The following is a 22,368-nucleotide window of genomic DNA, read 5'->3' as shown; positions in this document are numbered from 1 at the left end:
CGGGTTAAACATCTATCTCCGGGGTTAAATTCAATCCATCTACGGGTTAAACATCTATCTCTGGGGTTAAATTCAATCCATCTACGGGTTAAACATCTATCTCCGGGGTTAACCTCAATCCATTTACGGGTTGGACTCATCTATCTCCGGGATAAGCTCAATCCATTTACGAACTGTAGGTTGGGCCGTGGTCTAACAAAAAAACCAGAGAATGCATCAGAGCGCGAACGGGGCAGCATTATTCCGTTCGGCCTGAGGAAGCGCGCAGCGCTGTCTCGAAGGCTTTCCCCCCTAAACTAAGAAATATAAGTCATATTAAACATAATGCCATTGGTATAAAGATGACGAAGCGATGGCCCTCGACTACCTATCGATTGTCCAACGGCAGTTCCTAACTGGCTTTGACCCCAATCAGCAAATTGATAGCCGATGCCGATTTGCCAGTTGTTCATCACATGACGTTGTATACCTATCCCAAGAGAATAGGTAAATGAATTTTTTGAATAAGCGTAAAAATTATTATTAGGCAAGGCTTCAGTGATAAGTGGAGAATTTGCAAATTCATTCGCATTGTTGAAACCAATACCGGCTGATCCACTAATCCAAGGTGTTACCCATAAATGCATGTCTGCCAGTATTTTGGCTTTTAAAGTGACTTGTGAGTGTCTTAATTGATAATGATAAAAATGGTTAGCAAATTCAGGATCAGCATCATCCCAAATGAGTCCTTCGAGTCTAGTGTAGCTTGCCAAAGCTGCAGCGATACCAAATTGGGCTTGCAAGATATTATAGAGGGGGCGCTGTATTCCAAGGAAAATTTCACCTTCTACTATGGAATGGTTTCCTCGACGTGCAGTGTAGGTTTTTTCGATTTCAGGAGCAAGTAAGAGGGTTTGAGTTTCGCCATTATGGGTCCAGTGGGGACCAACACTTAAATCGACAATTGGGGACCACGAGCGTGCTGGCTTAGCCTCTCCGACTGTACCTCCGAATGCGATTGAAGAGAAGAGGCTTAAAGCCATTACAAAACCCTTTTTATTCATGTTATCCCTCTGTGCAAAATATGTCGTTTGTGTCCAGCAAACCCTATATACTAATACAAATTTTGCTAGTAATCATGAGGGAAGCGATGAACAGAATTATCGGCTATTTTAAGCAATTTCGCTTTCATATTGCTAGTAGAAAGTAGGGCACAGAAGGATAAAGTCTACCGCAGAAATTTGCAGTCTAAATTTACTACAATGGCATCGAGTAAATTATTTATTTAAAAATCGAATCTGATTTTTTGCCTAAACTTAGCTAAGCTATAAAAATAGAACCCCTTAATCATTAAATAAGATGAAAAAGAAAATAAACACGATTAGGAAAGAAACTGTTTATAAAGGTTATTTACAACTTTATAAATTCGAATTAGAAATCCCAAGTTTTAGTACTAAGAGAGCTTCCCTCCCTTCCAAGAAACGTGAGGTGGTCCAATCTCGTGATTCTATTTTAGTCCTTATTTATGCGCCTATGGTGGATAGCCTTGTGATGTGCCAGGAGTTTCGGCCAGGTGTTTTTTTTAATGCCGGTCAGGATGATCCTTTTATTCTCGAATGTGTATCAGGAACAATCGATGAAGGTAAAAAACCTGAAGAAACGGCCAAAAAAGAGGTTTTTGAAGAAGCTGGCCTTACCATTGATGCTGTCAAACTGATTGCTTGTATCTATAAAAGTCCTGGATTGATGACTGAAAAAACTTATATTTATTATGCAGAGGTCGACGGGGTTCCAGAAAGTGGCTTACATGGTGTAGACGATGAGGAAATCATGACTCACATTATTCCTCGCAAAAAAGTATTTCAATTATTGGACGGGCTAAAAATCATGGATGGGGCAACGTTAGTTGCTTTAAATTGGTTTAGGGCGGTGAGAGGGGAATGAGAGAGGGGATTTTCGATTCCCAATTCTCCGCAAAAATCATAGCAACTGTCCTTTCAAGACAGTTGCTATGATTTTATAGCTATTTTTCAAGCGGATAACCCGCATCTATCCATCCTTGAGATCCTGTACTTAGAGAATAAACATGCGTATATCCCATTTTTTGTAAGCTATCTGCTACTAATGCACAGCGGAAACCGCCACTGCAGTACACTACAATGGGTGTGTGAAACTCGGGGACTTCTTTTTCGATATCCCGTTCGATGACGCCTTTTCCTAGATGAATTGCTGTAGGAATGTGTCCGGCAGGCCACTCATTGTCTTCACGTACATCAATGAGACGAAAAACCTCATGATGCTTTATTTTTTCGTTGAGCATGTCGGGCGTTATTTCTTTAATACGTTTTTTAGCATCAGTAACTAGCGCTAAAAATTGGGGTGAATGTTGTTTCATAAGCTGTACTCCGGGTTAGATATACCCAAGATACTGCAAATTGCTATTTATAGTCCATCGTTTAGCTTCAAAAAATTAATGCTGATCAAAATATTCTGAAGGAACCCCATAAATCGAACAGGCTAAGCGCTTGTTGGATTTTTTCTCCCATTCAGGCTTATCAAGTACCTCGATCGCATTTTTATAGCCTGTTTCGAGACGATAATTAATTGCCGAACGAATAAAATTAAAATCTTTAAAGGAATGCGAAAAAGGAGTGCCGTGATAAATAATATGCACCACGCTGAATCGTTTTTCATGACCCAATGCAAGCAATTTTTGAATTTCTGGATCCGCTTTGGCTTTGGGTGTGAGATGTTGCCCTAAAAAATTAATCGCAGCTTGTAAATTTTGTCGGCTCGTATACACATTGGTTAGGCGACGGGAATGACTTCCATAGCGAATGTCCTTTTGCCGTTCTTCTAGTTCATCCATGGTTTCTGGTAAACGTCCTTGTAAACTAAAGCAGTCGACAACGAAACAAAGTGTATCCTCTTCTGGCAAAGCATCAAGAACAGTCACTAAAGGAGTATTGGCGTAAATACCGCCATCCCAGAAATAATCTTCACCAATTTTGACGGCTGGAAGTCCGGGTGGCAGTGCGCCACTGGCCATTACATGCTCAGGAGTTATTTCCATATTTTGGTTGTTAAAAAATACCATCTCGCCGTTGACGACATTCACAGCGCCCAAGCAGAGAGTCACTTTTTTAGCATTAATCCGATCAAAATCAATTAATTGCTCCAGTGTCCTTCGGAGTTCTGAAGTATCGTAATAGCTTAATTGATCCGGCGTATTTTTCGAAAAAATGCTGGGTGGAAAAGGACGTGGTTTAAAAAAGCCTTCAAGTCCAAAGAATAATGAATACAAAGCACCCATGCGATTATGGAGGTGATGAATAGGGGCAAAAATATCATGATCGACGAAATCGCACCAGATTTTAGGCGCAATGGTATCCCAAAAATCAGCCAACTTCTCCAGTTGTTTGTTACGCGAATTTCCAGCGATGATAGCGCTATTGATTGACCCGATTGAAACACCGGCAAGGAAGTTAGGATTATAACCTCGCTCATGAATAGCGCGAAAAGCACCCACTTGGTAGGCTCCTAGTGCTCCTCCTCCCTGAAACACGCAGGCAATTCGTTGGTAGGTTTGCTTTCCTGAGGTAGCTTTATCGGGTTTGTTAATGAGGCCAAGTGCTTTTTTTTGATGCTTATGTGTCTTGGCCGTTTTGGTATCTTTTGCCATGGTAACTTTCCCTTCATCATCAATACCCTATTTTACAAGTATATACCTACTAATAAATTTTAGTAAAAATTTACCCATCTCTTTGGCTAATAAAGAGATTATTGCCGCAGAATTAGGAATGATGCTAAGGAAGGCTAATCGCCTTTAAATCAATGAGTGCTTGAGTAAGCGGAAGTAAAGGAAGACCTAGGATGGTACTTTCAGAGCCTTGAATTTCTTTAAACAACCATTTTGCCGGGCCTTCATAATTATAAGCGCCACAACTTTGGTAGGGTTGTGCAAGCTGTAAATAAGCTTCAATGGTTTCATCGCTGAGTTCATGCATCGTTAACCTAGCGATATCATGATGCTGCCACAGGATGACATTATTTTTAGCAATACAGCTTGCGGCGATTTGCTGATGAGTTTTACCACTGAGTAAGCGCAGATGTTTAACTGCGTTCTCATGGCTTAAAGGCTTATCTAAATAGTGATCACCAATCACACAGAGTTGATCGGCAGCAATCACAAAATGCTCAGGATAATGTTTACTCAGGGTTAGGGCTTTAGCAGCGGCCAGTAAAGCGGCCATGTCAATTAACGAACCGGAGGTTTTAAAATTCTGTTTAATGCTGTCCTCATCACAATGGGAGGGAATGACTTCAAAATGAAGGCCCAGAGAACTTAAGAGCTTAGAGCGGGCCAGTGATGCCGAAGCTAAAATAAGAGGTCGTTGATTGATAAAATTAGACATAAGCAGCGACCGTAGCCATTAAACCAAAACCAATAATAACAAAACTAAAGTCACCCAAGTTACAGCAGCGCTCAACCATCACGCAGCGCTCTAGGCCATGTAAAGTACCTAAATAAAGGAAAGTTCCGGCCGAAGCAGCAATCAGGATGGGATCAAAAAGAGAGTGGGTTTCTACGCCATGACCAAAATACCAACCGATGAAAATGCCAAGTGGCGTCATTAGGCTAAAACTAAAGAAAAACCACATCGAGTTTGAGAGTGATAAGGCGCTTTTATTTAATTGTACAGCGATAGCAAAACTTTCAGCCCATTTATGGGTGATAATCGCTAAAAATAACATAATAATCATGGAGTTGCTGTGGTTTAAACCTAGCGCTGCTCCTAACATAATAGAATGAATGGATAACATCGCCCAAGCAAGAATCGCAAAGCTAGGGTGTGCGGCATGGTGATGGTGATAAAGCTCTTTTCCTAAATGCTCAAACCATAAAAAGAATAAAAATACCGCACCAGTAATAATAAAGGCTAGGGGATAGCGGTAACCCATTTCCATAAATAAAGCGTTCGATTCAGGAAGCATATGCAACAGTGCTGCACCCAAAAAGACGCCAGTTGCCAGGGTTTCACCAACGGGAAAATCAATGTGTTTATCATCTTTAACTCGTTTTCTGAAGGGATACCAGCCAGCGAGTAAGATAACCAAAAAAGTCACAATGGCAAAAATTAATTTTAAACAGCCCGCGGTCATATGCGTTATCCTCTATGAAGCTTGCACGACATTGATAGGTTGTCGATTAAGAAAACGAATAATATTTTCACAAACTGTATTTAGCAAGCGTTTTCTTGCAGTCAGAGACGCCCAAGCCATATGCGGGGTGATGGTACAATTTTTTAACTGGAGTAGTGAATTGTCTGCTGCAGGTGGTTCTAGGCAGAGCACGTCAAGATAAGCCGCTGCAATTTTTTGCTGTTGCAAGGCTTCTGCTAGCGCAATTTCATCAACCAAACCACCGCGACTTGTATTAATTAAAATACTGGTCGGTTTCATTTGTTGCAGTGTGGTACTATTAATTATTCTCTGTGTTGCCTGATTGAGAGGGCAGTGTAAACTTAGAACATCTGCTTGTTGCAACAATTCGGTTAAGGAAACGGAGCGAACCTGCGAATCCTGAATGCCACCGGGTTTATGGGCAATCACTTGCATTCCTAAAGCGGCGGCAATCAAGGCTACTTTTTGGGCGACGCGTCCAAAGCCAAGTAAGCCCAGAGTTAAGTCAGTTAATTCCGTAATTGAATTAAGCCAATAGGAAAAATAAGGCTGTGCTTGCCATTCGTTTCGTTTAACTGATTGATTATGCAGTTCAACCTGGTTGGTATGGTTAAGCAACAGGGCAATGACATGCTGCGCGACACTGTTAGTGCCATAGCAGGGTACATTCGTGACAATAAGGTCTCGTTTGGCAGCGGCAAGGAGATCAATATTATCTGTACCTGTTGCGGTGACGCCAATGTATCTCAGATCAGGTAATTGAGCAAAATGGCTGTCATTTAATTTGACTTTATTCACCAAAATAATCTCGGCTGCCTGTGCTCGTTCAATAATTTCTTCGTCAGAAACGGTTTGCTCAAAAAGAGCAACCTCTCCTAATTGGTATAAATTATCTAGGTTAAGGTGATCATTAATCAAGGGCTTAGCATCGAGAACAGCGATCTTAGGTGGTTTCATGAACAATGATCTCTTGCGGGCATATTAAACGCACTTGTTGAATATCATTATACGACTGTAGATCATGGGTGACCCGCTCACGTAGAGCCTGCCATTGTTTAAAGCCCTTGGCACATTCAAGGTCGATAATCATTTTGCCATCGAGATAATGGAGTGTCCAAGTTTGCAGTTCAGGGAAATCGTTTTTCCAGGCTGATAATAGTCCTTCTTGCAGGGTTGTCCGATTTTGCAAATGCAGAGAAGGGCAGTTGAGTTCGTCATCTTCTGGATCAACATGTACGGTGACATCTTTCACTGCATCCAGTTGTTCCACCAAGGCTTTATCAACATGTTGTGCAATATAATGGCCTTCTGATACAGAAATGTAGGGGTTAACTAAGATATGCACATCAATATAAATATCACCACCCATCAAGCGGCTACGTAATTGGTGGATTTTTTCTACGCCATCAACAGATTGAATGATTTGCATGATTTTTTCCAACATCTGCAACTCAACCCCGCTATCGACTAATTCCTTTACGCTATTCCATCCATAGCTCATACCCATTTTAATGATCATAAATCCGACAATCACTGCAGCAATGGCATCCAGGTAGGAAAACCCCAAAATACTTCCTAATAAACCGATTGCCACGACAATAGAGGAGGCAGCGTCAGAACGATGATGCCAAGCGTTAGCGATAATTAAAGACGATTGAATGCGTTTACCAATCTGATGGGTATAATGAAATAAGCCTTCATTGGCAACAATTGAAACTAAGGCGATAGGGAAGGCAAACCAGCCTGGTTTTTCGACCGCGTTATGGATGAGTTCATCGAGCGAATCCCATGCAATGCCAGCACCTGCAAGAATAAGCAATACGGCTAAAAGCAGGGTAGCGGCTGTTTCGATACGTTGATGGCCATAGGGGTGAGATTCATCTGCATCTTGGCTACCATATTTGGAAGCAAAAACGACCATGAGGTCGGTGAGTAAATCAGAAAAAGAATGTACGCCATCGGCAAGCAAAGCATGCGAGTGAAAGAAAACCCCACCCACTGCCTTGATAATGCCTAAAGAGGCAGTAATGGCCGCTCCGATAAGAGTGGTTTTTTTTGCCTGTTGGTAACGCTCCTTTTGTGTCATTCTCCTTCCTTTGCTAATTGCAGAGTAATGTGGAATTCGCCATTCATCTCTTTTGATTCGATGACCTGATGGCCGTTGATACGGCACCAACAGGGTAAATCATGTTGGGCGCCGGGATCCGTTGCAATAACCGTTAGAGTATCACCAGGTTGCAAAGTTTTGCTCATGTTTTGTGTTTTAATGACCGGCATGGGGCATAGTAAGCGCCGAGCATTTATTTCGTAATGTGCCATCCTAATCTCACAAATACCAATCAGCTTGAATCTCGTCAGCACGCATTGGCTGTATGTTTAAGGTTTTCGATTCACCATTTGGGTAATGTAAATCGACTTTAATTTCTGCTTCTTCGCGTCCGGAGCAAAATCGTCCAGCAATTCGCGCGCAAGTCAGCAAATCCTCGTCATCGGGTTGGCCTTCAATTAATATCATTGGCCCACGATGCTCAATGACTTGCATGTGAATAAATTGCTTGCGATAACCAGTTAAAAAATTACTTTCCGCCTCGTCACGGGCAATAATCATTTTGTAATGGGGCATAAGCCGTAAATGTCTTCCCGCTTTTAAAAGAATAATATCTTCCATTTCATAATCGCGCGAACCGCGATGAGCCCACATATCGCTCAGGCGACGAGTATAATTTTCATCGGTCAATACGCAGCAACCCCCTGCAGGCTGTGCATATTCTTCAATATCCATGGAGGCTGCAAGCTGCAATTGAGGCTTACGATTTCGCCCTTTGAAGTCATGCAAGGCTTCACGATTCACCCAACCCTCGCGCTCAGGCAAAGTAGGGGGTAAGAGTTTGGCACATAAAGGACGCAATAGGCGATCTTCAGCGCCAGATTCATGAGCGATAACTGGCATGGTCGCAGATCGTTGTGATTTAGCTCGCTGACCAATCACTTCACCGGTAATTATAAAATCAAATTCATGCTCCAGCATCCATTGATAGGCTTGCTGAACCATAAAAATTTTACAATCTAAACAAGGGTTTGCATTTTTTCCATAACCATATTTGGGATTCAGCAATACCTCTTTGTAAGGTTCAACAATATCAATGATATGAAGCTTCACGCCCAGTTGTTCTGCAACCCACAGCGCATCATTGCGTAGAGGTTTTGCATTTTTGCGATTGCGAATAGCCGAAGTATGACCAGAATGGCAAAAACCAGTATAAAAGTTGATTCCCTCAACATGGATCCCTTGTTCTTGAATTACTTTTACAGCAAGCATAGAGTCGAGTCCGCCAGAAATTAGCGCCACGGCCTTAGGTTTGAATGACATGGAATGACCTGATAACAAAATGACCAGTATTCTACCCTAATGAGGGGGAGGGATCTATAGTTCTTATCTGGTTAAAAATAGAACTGGCAACTTCTCGGGCAAATCGGCTCAGGGCTTTATTTTCAAGGTCTCTTACACCCTGTGCACAGGATTATCCACAGATTTTGTGGATAAATGAATTTTAAATTAAGGTGCGCAAAAATGAGAAAATCTATAGCCAGTATGGCTTAGATAAATAGTCAAGGGGGTGGGCTGTTATTTTTACAAGTTTGGGAAAAAAACTTATCCACAGGTTGGTCGTTGAATAGCATGGAGAATTAGCACAGCTATATTAGCTAAAGAAAAAATGAAAAAACAGTCTTGACTGGAGTTTTTTAATATATTTATTTCGTTAATGGCACTTGACTTGAAAAAACTAGGGTGTGTTGATAATTCATTCCTGGGGCCCCTCAGCCCAAACGGATTCTATGCCGGACAAGTCGCAGACGTGGTTGGATTGGAGATTGTCACACCCTAACCTTGAAGGAATTGTTCAAATTCACCAAGCCAGCGTTTAGCGATAGTGTGAGCTAAATCGGGATCTCGTAAGACCAAATCTTTAGCAAGAGTGGCTACTGCAGGAAGAAGCTGCTGGTCGCGTTGTAGATTGGCAATTTTAAATTGACGATAGCCAGTTTGTTTTGTGCCTAAGATTTCACCCGAGCCTCTTAATTGGAGATCCTTTTCGGCAATGACGAAGCCATCGGTGGTCGCGCGCATGGCTCGCAAACGTTCTGCGCCCAATTGTGAGAGGGGAGCTTGATAGAGTAAAAGGCAATGGGATTGTGCGCTACCTCGTCCTACTCTGCCGCGTAATTGGTGGAGTTGTGATAAGCCCAAACGCTCAGCGTTCTCGATGATCATCAAACTTGCATTGGGGACATCGACTCCCACCTCAATCACGGTGGTGGCGACAAGTAAATCAATTTCACCTTGTTTAAACGCAGCCATCGTGGCTTCTTTTTCGGAGGTTTTCATGCGTCCATGAACCAAACCCACACGTACTTCAGGCAATTGTTCTTGTAAACTGCTGGCGGTGGCTGTGGCTGCCATGCATTGTAATTTTTCTGATTCTTCAATCAAGGTGCAGACCCAATAGGCTTGACGTCCACCCGCTATTGCTGCTTGCAGTCGGCCAATAATCGGCTCTCTTTTGGCTTGATTCACCACCGCAGTAGTGACTGCTGTGCGACCCGGCGGTAATTCATCGATAATCGATAAATCCAGATGGGCAAATTGAGTCATGGCCAAGGTTCGCGGGATGGGCGTTGCTGTCATGAGCAATTGATGAGGGGTTAGTTCATCTTGCTGACCCTTTTGTTGCAGAAGCAAACGTTGTTCAACGCCAAAACGATGTTGCTCATCGATAATCACCAACCCAAGTTTGGCAAAAGACACTTCTTCTTGAAAGAGCGCATGAGTACCGATAAGTAACTGGCATTCATGATTTGCAAGTTGCGCTAAAGTTTCTCTTCGTTCACTGACCTTCATTTTGCCAGTGAGCCTTCGACAATTTAGGCCGAGTGGAGTTAGCCATTTTTGTAGATTGGTTGCATGCTGTTCACTGAGTAATTCAGTGGGAGCCATGAAGGCAACTTGATAGCCATTAGCAATGGCTTGTAAAGCAGCTATAGCAGCGACTACTGTTTTCCCCGAGCCGACATCCCCCTGTACTAGACGCAGCATAGGCTTAGCTTGAGCTAAGTCTGCCGCAATTTCATCATTCACACGCTGTTGGGCAGCAGTTAAGTCAAAAGCTAATTGTCCCAGAAAGCGCTTATATAGAACGGTATTAACAGGAATACTCGGAGCAAAGCGATGGCTGCGATGCAGTCTGGCAAATTGCATACTTAAGCGCTGTCCTAATAATTCATCAAATGCGAGTCTTTGCAAAGCAGGATGAGAGCCTTCTTCTAAAGCCTGCAGAGAAATGTCTGGCGGCGGATTGTGTAGTAATTCCAAAGCAGCGGCTAGTGGCTGAAAATGGTATTTGCTTAAAAGCTCCTCATCCATCCATTCTAACTGGTTCAACTGTTCGCGATAGCTGGTTAAAGCTATTTTGACTAATTGTCGCAAACGAGTTTGGGTTAAGCCTTGCGTTGTCGGGTAGATGGGGGTGAGTGTTTCATCGACAACAAAGTCCTCTTCGCTTGCAAGGAGTTGATATTCAGGATGGATCATTTCTAGGGTATTGGCAAATTCGCGGACTTCACCAAAAGCTCTTATCAACTTGCTTTCATTTAAGGCTTTAATTTGTTGTTTATTGAAATGAAAAAAGCGTAATTTTAATACCGCAGTTTTATCTTCTATATAACAATAAAGCATCATGCGTTTACCGTATTTAATTTCGGTTTTACACACTTTGCCAGCAACGACGCTCCAATCATTGGGTCGTAAATCACAAATAGGCGTTATTCTTGTTCTGTCTTGATAACGAAAAGGAAGATGAAACAGCAGATCAGCAACGGTATTTATCCCGCATTTGCTGAGTTTGGCGCTAAGCGTTGGGCCTACGCCGGAGAGCGTTTCACATGATTGTTGGAGCACGGCATACTTTATTAAGAATAAAAAAACTGATAATAGCAGGAAAATAAGTTAGAGTTGATGTGCTAGAGATAAAAATTCAGGAGCGACGGCATGAATAATCGTACCATCATCTTCACAGCAGGTTTAATTTTGGTATGGATTATTGGTTATTTACTTATTATTGGCCGGAATATCTTAATTCCCCTCGTTATTGCCATTTTTATTTGGCATTTACTCAATACCGCAAGAGAGGGTGTACAGCGAATCCATTTTAGGGGAGTTCGTCCTCCTTATTGGTTGAGTATGGTGTTGGCTCTCTTAATTTTTGCGATATTGATTAAAATTTTAGTCAATATTATTAGCAATAATGTCCACGAAGTCATAGCTGCGGCGCCGCGTTATCAGGACCATTTAAATAAAATTCTTAGCCTGGTTGATCAACGGTTTCATGTTAAAGCCTTGATGACTATGGATCAGTTTATGAAAAACCTTAGCGTGCAGGGTATTTTAGTGAATATCTATGCTGTTTTTAGTACTATCATGAGCTCGGCTGTATTAATCACGCTTTATGTCGCATTTTTATTCGTTGAACAACATTTTATTAGTCAAAAATTGAATGCTCTTTTTCCACAAAAAGAACATCGTTCTTTAGTGAATAACATCATTATCCATATCGTTAATGATACGCAAATCTATCTAGGTTTAAAAACCTTATTAAGCCTCATTACCGCAACAATGAGCTGGATTATTATGCGCTTAGTCGGCTTGGATTTTGCCGAATTTTGGGCCTTATTAATCTTTTTTCTTGATTTCATTCCTAACATTGGTGCCATTATTGCTACGGCTTTTCCCGCAGTGCTCGCTTTAGTTCAGTTCGAGAGTTGGTGGCCATTTATCATCATTACTTCGGGACTTGTCATCATTCAATTTATCGTTGGTAATATCATCGAACCACGCTTTCTTGGCAAATCCTTAAATTTAAGCCCGCTCGTCATTCTTTTAGCTTTAGCATTATGGGGTGCGGTTTGGGGTATTTTAGGCATGTTTCTTTCGGTGCCTATTACTGTAATGATGATGATTATTTTTGCCCATTTTGAACCAACCAGACCTTTGGCGATTATGTTGTCACAAGATGGGCAAATCAAAAAAGCGTATGAAGCAGTCTAGGAGCGTCAGATGTTTATTTTTAAAAAATTGAAAAAATTTTATCAAGCCTCTGCTGAAAATAGGCGGCAACTCCATTTGCTGCTGGCTTTTTTAATTATTCCCATTATTGGAATGAGTTTGCTATATATTTATGTAAATCTATTTTGGTTATAAAGAGTTCTCATGGCCCAATCCAATCATTTGATTAATGAACCCAGTCCTTATTTGCAGCAGCATGCCCATAATCCCGTCGATTGGTATCCCTGGGGTAAAGACGCGTTGGCTAAGGCAGAGCAAGAGAATAAACCGATTTTATTGTCGATAGGCTATGCTGCTTGTCATTGGTGCCATGTGATGGCCCATGAATCCTTTGAAGATGAAGAAACGGCTGCGTTAATGAATAAGTTATTCGTTAACATCAAAGTGGATAAAGAAGAGCGTCCAGATTTAGATAAAATCTATCAAACTGCGCATTATTTTCTGAGCCAGCAAAGTGGTGGTTGGCCCTTAACAATTTTTTTGTCGCCGGATCTGACTCCTTTTTTTAGCGGCACTTATTTTCCTCGAGAAGAACATCATCAACTGCCTTCTTTTAAACGGATTTTGCGACTTATTGCTGAGCTTTATCAAAATAAAGCGCCTGAAATTAAGGAGCAAAACCAAGAGTTAAGAAAAATCTTACAACAGCAGCAACAAGCGTTTCCTGAGGCTGTTTTAAATGAAAAACCACTGTATCTGGCCTTAACTCAGTTACAACAAAACTATGATGAAAATTATGGGGGTTTTGGTACTGCGCCAAAATTTCCTCAAGCCAGTAAATTGGAATATTTATTGCGCAATAAATTGCCGATGGCTTTAGCTACCTTAATGCATATGGCTAAAGGTGGAATTTATGATCAGCTAGCCGGTGGTTTTTACCGTTATTCTGTTGATCAACAATGGAATATCCCGCATTTTGAAAAAATGCTTTACGATAATGGCCAATTGTTAACACTTTATGTGCTCGCTGGCCAACAATTTCAAGAACCTTATTTTTACGAAATTGCTCAAGAAACAGCGCTCTGGATTTTAGAGCAATTACAGGCGTCCGAAGGTGGATATTTCTCAAGTTTTGATGCCGATTCGGAGGGTGAAGAAGGTAAATTTTATCGTTGGACTCCCAAAGAAGTTCGCGACTTATTAACTCCAGAAGAATATGAACTAATAAGACTTTATTTTGCCTTAGATCAAAATCCAAATTTTGAAAATCATTGGCATTTTTATGTGGCTCGTTCTTTAAAGGAAACGGCGCAACTATTAAAGTTAAATCCAACGGTAGCGAAGTCTAGTTTATTAACCGCAAAAAAAAAGCTATTAAACGCAAGAAATCAGCGTAGACCTCCTTTTCGTGATGAAAAAATTTTAACCTCCTGGAATGGGCTAACGATCAAAGGCTTATTGTTAGCAGGAGCCGTTTTGAAGGAGGAACGCTTTACAGTTTCAGCGCAGAAAGCACTGCAATTCATCCAAGAAAAACTTTGGAAAAAGGATTATTTATTAGCAAGTTATAAAGACTCTAAGGCTTATCTTTCTGCTTATTTAGATGATTATGCTTTTTTACTGGATGCCTTGCTGACCTCACTACAACTGTCTTGGGATAGTAAGCAATTGCAGTTTGCTATCGCTATTGCAGAGCGAATTTTAGCTTCGTTTGAAGATGAACATTCGGGGGGATTCTTTTTTACCCCAGAAAATCATGAAAGTTTACTCTATCGACCTAAAACGATGATGGATGATGCTATTCCAGCGGGTAATGCTGTTATTGTCCGCACTTTCTTAATTTTGGGCCACCTACTGGGCGAGCCTCGTTATTTAGTTGCGGCTGAAAAAACCTTGCAAGCGGCTTGGCCATTTCTCATGCAATATCCTGCAGAACATTGTTCTTTGTTATTAGGATTAAAAGAATACCTTAATCCTTCGCAAATTATTGTGCTTCGTGGTGATAAAAAGGAAATTAATTCTTGGCAGGCTGAGACTCAAACCCTCAATAATTATGTGTTTGCCATTCCTGCGGATGCTTCCAATCTCCCTAAATCGCTCGCCCTAAAAAAAGCAAAGGGAAAAAGCTGCGCTTATGTTTGTCAAGGTTTGCACTGTGAAGCGGTGGTGATAGAGAAAAAACAGCTTAAATCGTTAATTAAAGAATGAGTTGTTGCAAAAAAATGAATTCCAGCGCCCTGTGCTAAACTTTGAGGAAATGAGCTGAAAGGATTAATGCCAGTGAGAACCATATTAATTACTGGGGCAAGTCGTGGTTTGGGGCTGGAGTTTGCCAGACAATTAAGTGCTCTGGGAGAAAACGTTATTGCCACTTGTCGTCATCCTGCGGGGGCGACTGTTCTCCAAGAATTAGCTGAGAAGCGAAGTAATTTGTCGATTATTACTCTCGATGTCAGCGATGAGCAAAGTATCGCCCGACTAGTTGAGTTGCTCGGCGATAGGCCCATTGATTGGCTCATCAATAACGCCGGTATTACGGGTACACAAGGCGTCACCATCGGCAACATCGACCGAGAAAATTTTTTGACTGTCATGAATGTTAATTGCTTAGGGGCCCTTAAAGTCAGTGAAGCCTTACTACCTCATCTTCTTAAAAGCGAGGATAAATTAATTGTTAATGTAACTTCTCAGTTAGGCACTATTTCTGATAGCCAATGGGGTCGTGCTTACGCTTATCGTGCAAGTAAAGCCGCTTTGAATTGTGTGATGCGCGCTTTTGCAATCGATGTCGCAGGGTTAGGGGTTAATGTTTTACTTCTTCATCCTGGTTGGGTACAAACCGAACTAGGAGGTCCTCGGGCTACTCTTGATGCGCCTACGAGTGTAACTGCTATGTTAAAAGTCATTGAGGCTAAGAAAACGGATAGCCATGCTGAGGTGATGTATAGTTATGAGGGGAAAACGATTGATTGGTAAAGGAAATTCCTAAGTCGACGCTTAAGTGGGGCTAAGGTTCAATCTACATTCTATACTTAGATCATTGCATTTAAACAAGGAACGTTTTATGACTCATTATCGTAATCTCAGTCTCAATGACCACCAAATATTTTACCGGGAAGCTGGCGATCCTAATCATCCGACCCTGCTATTACTTCACGGTTTCCCTAGCTCTTCCCATATGTTTCGTAATTTGATCCCGCTGCTTAAAGATCATTTCCATCTTGTAGCGCCAGATCTCCCAGGCTTTGGTTTCACTAAAATGTCGGAGAAAGCCGAGTTTCTTTATACTTTCGATAATCTCGCAAAAATGATTGAAGATTTTACTGATGCATTAAAGCTAAACTCCTATTATATGTATGTTTTTGACTACGGAGCGCCGGTTGGTTTTCGCTTAGCGATGTCAAGGCCAGAGAAGGTTCTCGGCATTATTTCACAAAATGGTAATGCTTATGAGGAAGGGTTAAGTAAAGAAGGTTGGGATCCCATTCAAAAATATTGGCGGGAACCAAGCGGTGCTAATCGCAAAGCCTTGCGTAAATTACTCAGCCTTGAGGTAACCAAATGGCAATATACTCATGGCGTAGTTGACGAAACTAAGATTGCCCCGGAAACTTACACGCTTGACGCCGCTTTAATGGCAAGGGCTGGGAATGATGACATTCAATTAGATCTCTTTCTTGATTATGCAAACAATGTTGCAATTTATCCGCAATTTCACGCCTATTTTGCTAAAGAACAACCACCTTTTTTGGCAATTTGGGGTAAGAATGATCCCTTTTTTCTGCCAGTCGGGGCAGAAGCGTTTCGGCGAGATCTACCCACAGCTGAAATTTGTTTCTTAAACACAGGTCATTTCGCACTTGAAACGCATGCCGAAGAGATTGCCGAGCGCATTTTAATTTTCAAGGAAAGTTAAGTTTTAACTAGGTCGTTTGACGCTTTCAATAAGCTCAATTATTTCATGAAAATTAAAAAAATCGCTCAAAGCAAAAGTGAATTTATGTTTAAGGATTTCACCGAAGATAAGAAAATGTTTTTCGAAAAAAATTGACTCAATATAATTCACTATATTTTTTTTAAAAATAGATTGCGGTTTTTTATTTTTCTTAAAATGATCGAGACAAATAATATTTTCATTTCTGCTTTCTTGCTCTGCAGGGTTTATTTCCTTATTAATTAAATTGTTATAAAGAATTTCGAGCTTTTTAATGGCAGTGTCATCGATTTTCAAATATTGAACCAGAGTTTTTAGAAAACATAACTCTTTGTATCCCTTCGATTGCTTGTAAATATATTCTTGAGACCAGTTGGTATTGAGATGAGAAGAAACTGCATCTAAAACAAGACCCACAGACCATTCCGATGATTGACGTTTAGCTTGGTTTTCATTGCGCCATACTATTTCTAGACCTTTAGCGAAGGCCGAAGTGAGGTCCTTAATTAAATTTTTTTCGTCCGCTTGGTATAAATAATGAGGATAGTGTTGCTTGGCATGGGTTAGCCAGTCATTGAATAGCAGTTTTGCAGTCACTCTTATTTTAAAGATTAGAGTCGATTCAAGAACCGCTTTAAAATAAATTGAATTGATATCTATGATACTTTTTTCCATGGTGTTACTGACAGGCGCCGCGCAGATCAATGTCCCAAACATCCACAACAATCCCGTTGCTGACTATGAAAAATTGATTATACAAGTTAATGGTTGGGTCGCAATGTGGAACAATTAACTCAAGGACTTCTTTATTGGTGGGTAAAGGTCCAGCAGTCACTGAACTAATCTTTCCGTGCTCATCCCCAAAACCACCCCAATCATAGCTAAGATTTGTGTGGCTAATGATTTTTGGTTTATTGTACTGGTCGACATAGATTGCTTTAGTTCCGGCATCGACAGTGACATGTTCACTGCGATTACTTGAAATGACGGTGGTAATTAAAGTCATTGCAGGTTGAAAATGGTTAAAGCTCTGCGCCTGTTCTTTCGAGCCAATGAGGGCATATTCCACATCCATGACGGTATAAGAACCGGGTTGAATCTCGGTCACATTGGTCACTTCGACATCGATGTCATAAGTACCTGTCCCTGTACCAGTAAGAATTTCACAGGGAAGATTGTTGCGGCGAAAGTCGTCTACAAGATCACTTGCCAGTTGCATGATTTTTAATGAACATTCTTTGCGTTCTTGATAAGAGTTTATATGTTGTAAATTGCCTGCATAACATTGAATACCGCGAAGATTTAGCCAGGGTGAACGCATAATTTGTTTGCCGAATTCTACAGCCAATTGCGGTTTAACTCCGGTGCGCCCGATCCCTGAATCCAAGTCGACCAGCACATTGATTTTTTGCTTGATAGAGGCTGCTGCCTCATTGAGTTCTGCTAAATTTTGTTCATTATCGACAACAATAATTGTATCAGGTGCTTTTAGGATGGATTTTAAGAGTCGAGCAATTTTGTACTGGCTAACCACTGGAGAGGTAATTAATATACCCCGCAATCCTTTTGCAATCAGCACTTCCGCTTCGGCAACTTTGGCAACACTGAGGCCAATAGCTCCGTACTCAAGCTGTAATTGGGCCAACTGACTACATTTATGCGTTTTACAATGGGGTCTGATATTCACTTGATGATGAATTGCATGTTGCTGCATGAGCTGCAAATTATAAAAAAGTTTTTCGCGATCGATGACTAAGCAGGGGGTATCTAATTCAGATTTGGCTAATCCGATAAATTGATTGGTCATGTTGGCTAACTGGAGGCGATTTTCCTAGAGGATAGCAAAGAAATGGCTTTAAAAGAATAAAAAATCTCCGAGACTTGTCTACATTGTTGCAGATCTGCCTACTGCTTTATATCGCCAAGTAGTCTACACGCTACTAAAGTTTGTGTATCAAAAAAATTATAATGCTAATTTAATATCTACATCGAATTTTTTTTTATCTTATTGGGTAATTTATGATAATATGCAAAATTTAAAGAAAGAGTAAATTCCGATGTATATTGAAAGTTTAAGAATTTTGTCCCAATTTCCAATTGAAAATATTTGGATGCTCGCAGTAGATGGTAAGTTCTATGAGAAAGAAGGGCCTTTAGGATTTGAAAATCGTGAAAAAGGAAGCGTTCAAGCCGTCCTAAATGCTTTGCTAGAAAGTCTTCAAAAATTAGGTGAACCGCTTTCTGTAGCTGATATACAAAGGATTCATACACGCTGCATGACCGATGTGCCTTCACGAAATCCTTGTACTCCGGGTCAATTCAGAACAAATAACGTCGCTTTTGAAGTTCTTTCCAATTGGTGTACTCCTAAAGGCTTAGAAGATTTACTTCGTAATAAACCAAATACCGCTCAATTAATCCCTTCAGAATTAGCCTTTGTGAATGATGGATACGTCCCCCTATCCTCGGTTAAAGATAAGGCGAATTTGAAATTAGCATTTGATCCCGACAAGGCTTTAGCGAAAAATTGCAGTGAAAGTGATCTTCAAAGCTTGCATGCAAAATTGGCTCAAGGAGATGCCAGACTGGTATATCAACCTCCAGAGGCATCTAAACTTGAACAGCAATTAGCAATAATATTGCGCATTTATAATTCTAATATTAATCAAGCGAACACAGACGATGAAAAAATTCTGTTGATTGCGGAACTGATCCAACGCTGCACACGCCTTCATCCTTTCCGTGATGGAAATAATAGGACCTTCGTAAATTGTCTTGCCAACCGATTGTTGATAGAAAATGGTCTTTGTCCGGTTTTACTTTTTGAGCCTAATATATTTGAATTCCATACCCCAACAGAACTGGTTAGTGTCTTAAAAGATGCTCAACAACAATTTATGAGTAGAATCCAAGCCCCAGAAACCCCCATTTTTAATTATGATAATAGTAAAATTGGATTAATAGAGGACGGAAAATTCGTCTCCATGGGAAGGGACTTTAAACAGAGGTTTAGCGCCCTAATCTATAAACTTGCTCAGCAGCAATACAGCAAAAAAAATTATCTTTTGGCTAGTGAATATTTTCAGATTAATTATGAGTTAGAAAAGCAAATTAACGACAAAAGTACTAATTCAGGGATCTCCTTATTTAGCCTTGCGTTATCATTAAAGCAGTTAGGTCAGTTACAATTGGCAAGAACTCATTTTAGCAACACAGTAGGGCTATTTAATAGCTTACACAAACAAAAAGCCTTAATAAATAAGGCAGAAAAACATATTAAAGAAATTGACGTCATGTTATCTAGCTTAGAAGAGAAGAATACTGAGACTGCTCAAGCAAATTAAGCTTTAAGGCTTCCTTTCAAAACCTATTCTGGATTAAATTTTGTCAGTTTATTCAGGAGAATCATTCCATGAATCTGGAGTTTAAATGACGCCATATTCATGGAGAGGTAACTCTGTAAAAAATAATGTCGGATACGGTAAATAGAACCTGTTCCTAGTAGTACGCTTCTGTTACCAACCTAAATGTTTCAAGGTTTATAGGATAGGCTGGCTTGCTCTTCTTGTTCGAACAAAATATCGATAAGGAGTACCGAATTCAACTGCCATTAGTTGTATTCAGGGGCATAAAATTCAAACTTATCAGTTGGCTGAAATTCCTCTGTTTGAGTTGATGAGGTATTACTCAATATACCTTGTAAAACAGGGACCGAAGGTAATATTCTGTTTTGTAATTCTCGTCGCGCTAAGTTAAGGTTTGCGGATGCTACGTGACTTAAGTTCAATGAACTGTAGCAATAAGCGGTTTCATCATCTTCTGGTACGCCATTTAGTGGATGAAAAAAGACATTAAATGTTTTACCGAATTTTGATATCACATAATTTTCATCATTTACTCGTCCAATATACACGCCAACATGTGTCCATTGTTTGTCTTTATTCTTATAAGCGATAATATCACCGGGTTTTAAATTTTCTTCTGAGATGATTTGAGCATTTTGCTCTAAGTAGATGGCGACGCGATCATTGATTCGATTACTGTAATTACAAAAATAATTATCTGGTTTATTTCCGAGAAAACTATAAGCAAAGCTCAGACAATGTAGGTCAGAAATGCTCTCAGGGCTCTTCTGGAAAGAGTCGCTCGCTTCAAAAAGGGATAATGGTCTGAGTTGGGCAGCTATCCAAATAGGAAGGGATTTGTTGGTTAATACTGTTCGTTTAAATGATTGAAATACGCTGTTAAACCAAACTTTATCCATCGCTTGTTTGGAAAAATGAGTAAATAACACAATAAAAAACTGCTCGCTAGTTACCTCTGCGCCTCTGCTCTTATTAATCTCATAAGTTTCAACTAAACACATTAAGAGTCTTATCTTATTTTTTACGATCATCATTAAATTTCACAGCCGTTAATTAATGATCAATATTTTAACTCAGAGGACTATATTAAATCAATTTTATCAGTTACAAAGAAAATTCTTACCCAATTTCTAGCTCTGCTCAATGCCAACCACAGTGGCCTCATTACTTTTGTTCTCTCAGGAAGTAAAGTGAAAGCGGGATGAAAATTTACATTACCTCAGAATTAGTCGCTTTAGATGACATAACATACCTTTCATCATTGGCTATAAACTAATTAATTCTATGCTTAATAAGGAAGTTCAAAAAGATAGAAATGACATGCTCAAATTTATATTTCTAATTAAGAGCCTGTATTTCTACCATAGCATAACTTGTGATTCCCAGGCGACTTGCCGCTGCATAAGAAAGATCGATAATTCGCGTATTATAAAAGGGCCCACGATCATTAATACGAACTACCACTGTTCGTCCATTTTTTACATTCTTAACTCGTAGCCGGGTATTAAATGGAAGCGTAGGATGTGCAGCCGTCATAGAATACATATTGTATTGCTCTCCATTAGAGGTCTTATGATGATGGAAGCGTTTACTATAAAACGAAGCTAGCCCTCGTGCTTTATACCCTTTTGCAGACTTAAGAGGTGTATATACCTTCCCCTTCACTTTATAAGAAGCTATTTCATGTCCTAGGGGCTTTGTTTTCATACAGGCGGTTAAACTAAATAACAAGGCTGTAATAACAACATATTGCATAGTTTTAATGACCAATCGCATACTTATCCTTAGATATCAAATGAGCCTGAAAACATAGCATATTGATCAAAGTTTGGCGACAGATTGGCTTTTTCATTGATAGGTTCCTTTTAAGCCGCTGGATAAAAAAACGTGGCTTCGTGTTTGTTATAGTACAGGTTAGTAATACAAGAATTCGGTATTGCTTGAAATTGTTTAATGATTGCTATATCCACCTCTCCCTGAAATTTTATAGTGAAAATCAATTGCTTTGCTTTTCCCGAAGCAATCCATTTCTTAATAAGTTCATAGGCCCTAGCAGGGTAACAAATGACATCCGATAAAACCCAATCATAGCTTTCGTCTAAATGAGCGGGATCTAAAGCAAATGCGCTCTGCTGCAAAAAATGAACACGGGGAAGCTTTGCAATTTTAGGAGCTAGCTCGGCTTTATCAACGGCGGTGACCTTAGCTCCTAAAGATTGTGCCACATAGGTCCAACCGCCCGGGGAGGCGCCTAAATCCAGTACCGTTTCATCGCTCTTAGGTTGTTTTCCCAATAGCGTTAAGGCTTCCCACAGCTTTAAATAAGCGCGATTGGGTGGGTTTATTTTATCTTCAATAAAATAGCATTTTCCTTGCGGCCATTTTTTTCTGCGTTTTGCGCTATAAACAAGGGTATTTTTATCAAGAAGGCTGAAGCTACCTATCGTTGGGATGTCTTCTTGAAGAGGAAAATGACGTTCTAAACTGCTGTAGCTGCGTAATTGTTCTTCGATTAAGCGCGAGCGTCTTATTTGACTAATCGGGTGCAGGTACCAAAATTTTCCAGCTTGGCGTAGGATTTTTACTGCCTCAGAAATGGATTGAAAGCTGACAATTTGCGGTTCCAACCAAGTATCAAGGGCGAAGCAGGGTTCTGTTTTTTTGACGGAGGAAAAAACGAGATCTTCGCGAATATCAGAAAATTCTCCTAGCTCTTCGCAGAGTGCGGAGAGAAATTCGGGTTTTACAACGTAAATAGCGGCGATTTTTTGCATTTATGACCTGTAAAATTAAATCGAAGTGACTTTTTCACTGAACTCTGTTATGTAAATCTATATAAAATATTA

Annotated in this window: 21 protein-coding genes; 6 read left to right on the top strand and 15 right to left on the bottom strand. The window is 40.3% G+C overall.

Translation table 11 applies throughout. The features are described from left to right. Positions 1–296: 296 nt before the first annotated feature. Positions 297–1,022, bottom strand: a complete 726-nt coding sequence (locus Lnau_RS11110; RefSeq protein WP_133134898.1) for an outer membrane protein — start codon at positions 1,020–1,022, stop codon at positions 297–299. Between the two features lie 316 nt (positions 1,023–1,338). On the opposite strand from Lnau_RS11110, the gene Lnau_RS11105 reads away from it, so the two are divergent. Next, on the top strand, positions 1,339–1,923 hold the full coding sequence (locus Lnau_RS11105) for an NUDIX domain-containing protein (RefSeq protein ID WP_058505217.1): 585 nt from the start codon (positions 1,339–1,341) through the stop codon (positions 1,921–1,923). A 79-nt stretch (positions 1,924–2,002) separates the two neighbouring features. On the opposite strand, the gene Lnau_RS11100 is transcribed toward Lnau_RS11105, so the two are convergent. The 9 genes from Lnau_RS11100 to recG all read right to left on the bottom strand — a co-directional run bounded on the left by Lnau_RS11100 (position 2,003) and on the right by recG (position 11,119). Continuing rightward, on the bottom strand, positions 2,003–2,374 hold the full coding sequence (locus Lnau_RS11100; protein WP_058505216.1) for a rhodanese-like domain-containing protein: 372 nt from the start codon (positions 2,372–2,374) through the stop codon (positions 2,003–2,005). A gap of 75 nt (positions 2,375–2,449) precedes the next feature. Beyond that, on the bottom strand, positions 2,450–3,661 hold the full coding sequence (locus tag Lnau_RS11095; protein WP_083503829.1) for a patatin-like phospholipase family protein: 1,212 nt from the start codon (positions 3,659–3,661) through the stop codon (positions 2,450–2,452). A 124-nt stretch (positions 3,662–3,785) separates the two neighbouring features. Then, a complete protein-coding gene (locus Lnau_RS11090; protein WP_058505215.1) occupies positions 3,786–4,394 on the bottom strand; it encodes a Maf family protein in 609 nt (202 codons plus the stop codon). Next, positions 4,387–5,142, bottom strand: a complete 756-nt coding sequence (locus tag Lnau_RS11085) for a ZIP family metal transporter (RefSeq protein WP_058505214.1) — start codon at positions 5,140–5,142, stop codon at positions 4,387–4,389. Before Lnau_RS11085 ends, Lnau_RS11090 begins: the two co-directional genes overlap by 8 nt. A 12-nt stretch (positions 5,143–5,154) precedes the next feature. Beyond that, the gene (locus Lnau_RS11080; RefSeq protein WP_058505213.1) at positions 5,155–6,120 is read right to left on the bottom strand and encodes a D-2-hydroxyacid dehydrogenase; all 966 of its coding nucleotides are present in this window, start codon (positions 6,118–6,120) and stop codon (positions 5,155–5,157) included. Further along, entirely contained in the window at positions 6,107–7,249 is a 1,143-nt protein-coding gene (locus Lnau_RS11075; RefSeq protein ID WP_058505212.1) for a cation diffusion facilitator family transporter, read from the bottom strand. The genes Lnau_RS11080 and Lnau_RS11075 overlap by 14 nt, the downstream gene beginning before the upstream one ends. Then, positions 7,246–7,482: a sulfurtransferase TusA family protein gene (locus tag Lnau_RS11070; RefSeq protein ID WP_058505211.1), complete on the bottom strand. Its 237-nt coding sequence runs from the start codon at positions 7,480–7,482 to the stop codon at positions 7,246–7,248. The genes Lnau_RS11075 and Lnau_RS11070 overlap by 4 nt, the downstream gene beginning before the upstream one ends. Before the next feature lie 7 nt (positions 7,483–7,489). After that, complete coding sequence (locus Lnau_RS11065; protein WP_058505210.1) at positions 7,490–8,533, bottom strand: tRNA (5-methylaminomethyl-2-thiouridylate)-methyltransferase; 1,044 nt, start codon at positions 8,531–8,533, stop codon at positions 7,490–7,492. A 513-nt stretch (positions 8,534–9,046) separates the two neighbouring features. After that, positions 9,047–11,119 carry an ATP-dependent DNA helicase RecG gene (gene recG, locus Lnau_RS11060; protein ID WP_058505209.1) on the bottom strand — a complete coding sequence of 691 codons (2,073 nt, stop codon included), beginning with the start codon at positions 11,117–11,119 and terminating at the stop codon, positions 9,047–9,049. 90 nt (positions 11,120–11,209) lie between these two features. Between recG and Lnau_RS11055 the strand changes: the two genes are divergently transcribed. The 4 genes from Lnau_RS11055 (at position 11,210) to Lnau_RS11040 (ending at position 16,139) form a co-directional block, all read left to right on the top strand. After that, the gene (locus Lnau_RS11055; RefSeq protein ID WP_058505208.1) at positions 11,210–12,265 is read left to right on the top strand and encodes an AI-2E family transporter; all 1,056 of its coding nucleotides are present in this window, start codon (positions 11,210–11,212) and stop codon (positions 12,263–12,265) included. 162 nt (positions 12,266–12,427) lie between these two features. Then, positions 12,428–14,431, top strand: coding sequence for a thioredoxin domain-containing protein (locus tag Lnau_RS11050; RefSeq protein ID WP_058505207.1), 2,004 nt, complete (start codon positions 12,428–12,430; stop codon positions 14,429–14,431). 72 nt (positions 14,432–14,503) lie between these two features. Then, on the top strand, positions 14,504–15,199 hold the full coding sequence (locus Lnau_RS11045; RefSeq protein WP_162263196.1) for an SDR family oxidoreductase: 696 nt from the start codon (positions 14,504–14,506) through the stop codon (positions 15,197–15,199). An 88-nt stretch (positions 15,200–15,287) separates the two neighbouring features. Next, on the top strand, positions 15,288–16,139 hold the full coding sequence (locus tag Lnau_RS11040) for an alpha/beta fold hydrolase (RefSeq protein WP_058505205.1): 852 nt from the start codon (positions 15,288–15,290) through the stop codon (positions 16,137–16,139). 3 nt (positions 16,140–16,142) lie between these two features. Here the strand turns inward: Lnau_RS11040 and Lnau_RS11035 are convergent, their stop codons facing one another. Next, positions 16,143–16,874, bottom strand: a complete 732-nt coding sequence (locus Lnau_RS11035) for a hypothetical protein (protein ID WP_133134899.1) — start codon at positions 16,872–16,874, stop codon at positions 16,143–16,145. Next, positions 16,837–17,964, bottom strand: coding sequence for a DSD1 family PLP-dependent enzyme (locus Lnau_RS11030; protein ID WP_058505203.1), 1,128 nt, complete (start codon positions 17,962–17,964; stop codon positions 16,837–16,839). The genes Lnau_RS11035 and Lnau_RS11030 overlap by 38 nt, the downstream gene beginning before the upstream one ends. A 250-nt stretch (positions 17,965–18,214) precedes the next feature. Between Lnau_RS11030 and Lnau_RS11025 the strand changes: the two genes are divergently transcribed. Continuing rightward, positions 18,215–19,501 (top strand): Fic family protein, encoded by a 1,287-nt coding sequence (locus Lnau_RS11025; RefSeq protein ID WP_058505202.1) that lies wholly within the window; start codon positions 18,215–18,217, stop codon positions 19,499–19,501. A 266-nt stretch (positions 19,502–19,767) separates the two neighbouring features. Here the strand turns inward: Lnau_RS11025 and Lnau_RS11020 are convergent, their stop codons facing one another. From Lnau_RS11020 to Lnau_RS11010, 3 genes are all read right to left on the bottom strand, one after another. Then, on the bottom strand, positions 19,768–20,556 hold the full coding sequence (locus tag Lnau_RS11020) for an NlpC/P60 family protein (RefSeq protein WP_133134900.1): 789 nt from the start codon (positions 20,554–20,556) through the stop codon (positions 19,768–19,770). Positions 20,557–20,860: 304 nt separating this feature from the next. Then, positions 20,861–21,298: a septal ring lytic transglycosylase RlpA family protein gene (locus tag Lnau_RS11015; protein WP_058505200.1), complete on the bottom strand. Its 438-nt coding sequence runs from the start codon at positions 21,296–21,298 to the stop codon at positions 20,861–20,863. Positions 21,299–21,387: 89 nt separating this feature from the next. Continuing rightward, positions 21,388–22,296, bottom strand: a complete 909-nt coding sequence (locus tag Lnau_RS11010; protein WP_058505199.1) for an SAM-dependent methyltransferase — start codon at positions 22,294–22,296, stop codon at positions 21,388–21,390. Positions 22,297–22,368 lie beyond the last annotated feature (72 nt).

The sequence above is a fragment of the Legionella nautarum genome, assembly GCF_001467895.1.
GTDB lineage: Bacteria > Pseudomonadota > Gammaproteobacteria > Legionellales > Legionellaceae > Tatlockia > Tatlockia nautarum.
This window is presented reverse-complemented; position numbering and strand designations above follow the sequence as displayed.

Coding starts and splice junctions, on each gene's coding strand:
- Lnau_RS11110 (WP_133134898.1), bottom strand. CDS start 1,022: ATGGCTTTAAGCCTCTTCTCTTCAATCGCATTCGGAGGTACAGTCGGA.
- Lnau_RS11105 (WP_058505217.1), top strand. CDS start 1,339: ATGAAAAAGAAAATAAACACGATTAGGAAAGAAACTGTTTATAAAGGT.
- Lnau_RS11100 (WP_058505216.1), bottom strand. CDS start 2,374: ATGAAACAACATTCACCCCAATTTTTAGCGCTAGTTACTGATGCTAAA.
- Lnau_RS11095 (WP_083503829.1), bottom strand. CDS start 3,661: ATGGCAAAAGATACCAAAACGGCCAAGACACATAAGCATCAAAAAAAA.
- Lnau_RS11090 (WP_058505215.1), bottom strand. CDS start 4,394: ATGTCTAATTTTATCAATCAACGACCTCTTATTTTAGCTTCGGCATCA.
- Lnau_RS11085 (WP_058505214.1), bottom strand. CDS start 5,142: ATGACCGCGGGCTGTTTAAAATTAATTTTTGCCATTGTGACTTTTTTG.
- Lnau_RS11080 (WP_058505213.1), bottom strand. CDS start 6,120: ATGAAACCACCTAAGATCGCTGTTCTCGATGCTAAGCCCTTGATTAAT.
- Lnau_RS11075 (WP_058505212.1), bottom strand. CDS start 7,249: ATGACACAAAAGGAGCGTTACCAACAGGCAAAAAAAACCACTCTTATC.
- Lnau_RS11070 (WP_058505211.1), bottom strand. CDS start 7,482: ATGGCACATTACGAAATAAATGCTCGGCGCTTACTATGCCCCATGCCG.
- Lnau_RS11065 (WP_058505210.1), bottom strand. CDS start 8,533: ATGTCATTCAAACCTAAGGCCGTGGCGCTAATTTCTGGCGGACTCGAC.
- Lnau_RS11055 (WP_058505208.1), top strand. CDS start 11,210: ATGAATAATCGTACCATCATCTTCACAGCAGGTTTAATTTTGGTATGG.
- Lnau_RS11050 (WP_058505207.1), top strand. CDS start 12,428: ATGGCCCAATCCAATCATTTGATTAATGAACCCAGTCCTTATTTGCAG.
- Lnau_RS11040 (WP_058505205.1), top strand. CDS start 15,288: ATGACTCATTATCGTAATCTCAGTCTCAATGACCACCAAATATTTTAC.
- Lnau_RS11035 (WP_133134899.1), bottom strand. CDS start 16,874: ATGTTTGGGACATTGATCTGCGCGGCGCCTGTCAGTAACACCATGGAA.
- Lnau_RS11030 (WP_058505203.1), bottom strand. CDS start 17,964: ATGACCAATCAATTTATCGGATTAGCCAAATCTGAATTAGATACCCCC.
- Lnau_RS11025 (WP_058505202.1), top strand. CDS start 18,215: ATGTATATTGAAAGTTTAAGAATTTTGTCCCAATTTCCAATTGAAAAT.
- Lnau_RS11020 (WP_133134900.1), bottom strand. CDS start 20,556: ATGATGATCGTAAAAAATAAGATAAGACTCTTAATGTGTTTAGTTGAA.
- Lnau_RS11015 (WP_058505200.1), bottom strand. CDS start 21,298: ATGCGATTGGTCATTAAAACTATGCAATATGTTGTTATTACAGCCTTG.
- Lnau_RS11010 (WP_058505199.1), bottom strand. CDS start 22,296: ATGCAAAAAATCGCCGCTATTTACGTTGTAAAACCCGAATTTCTCTCC.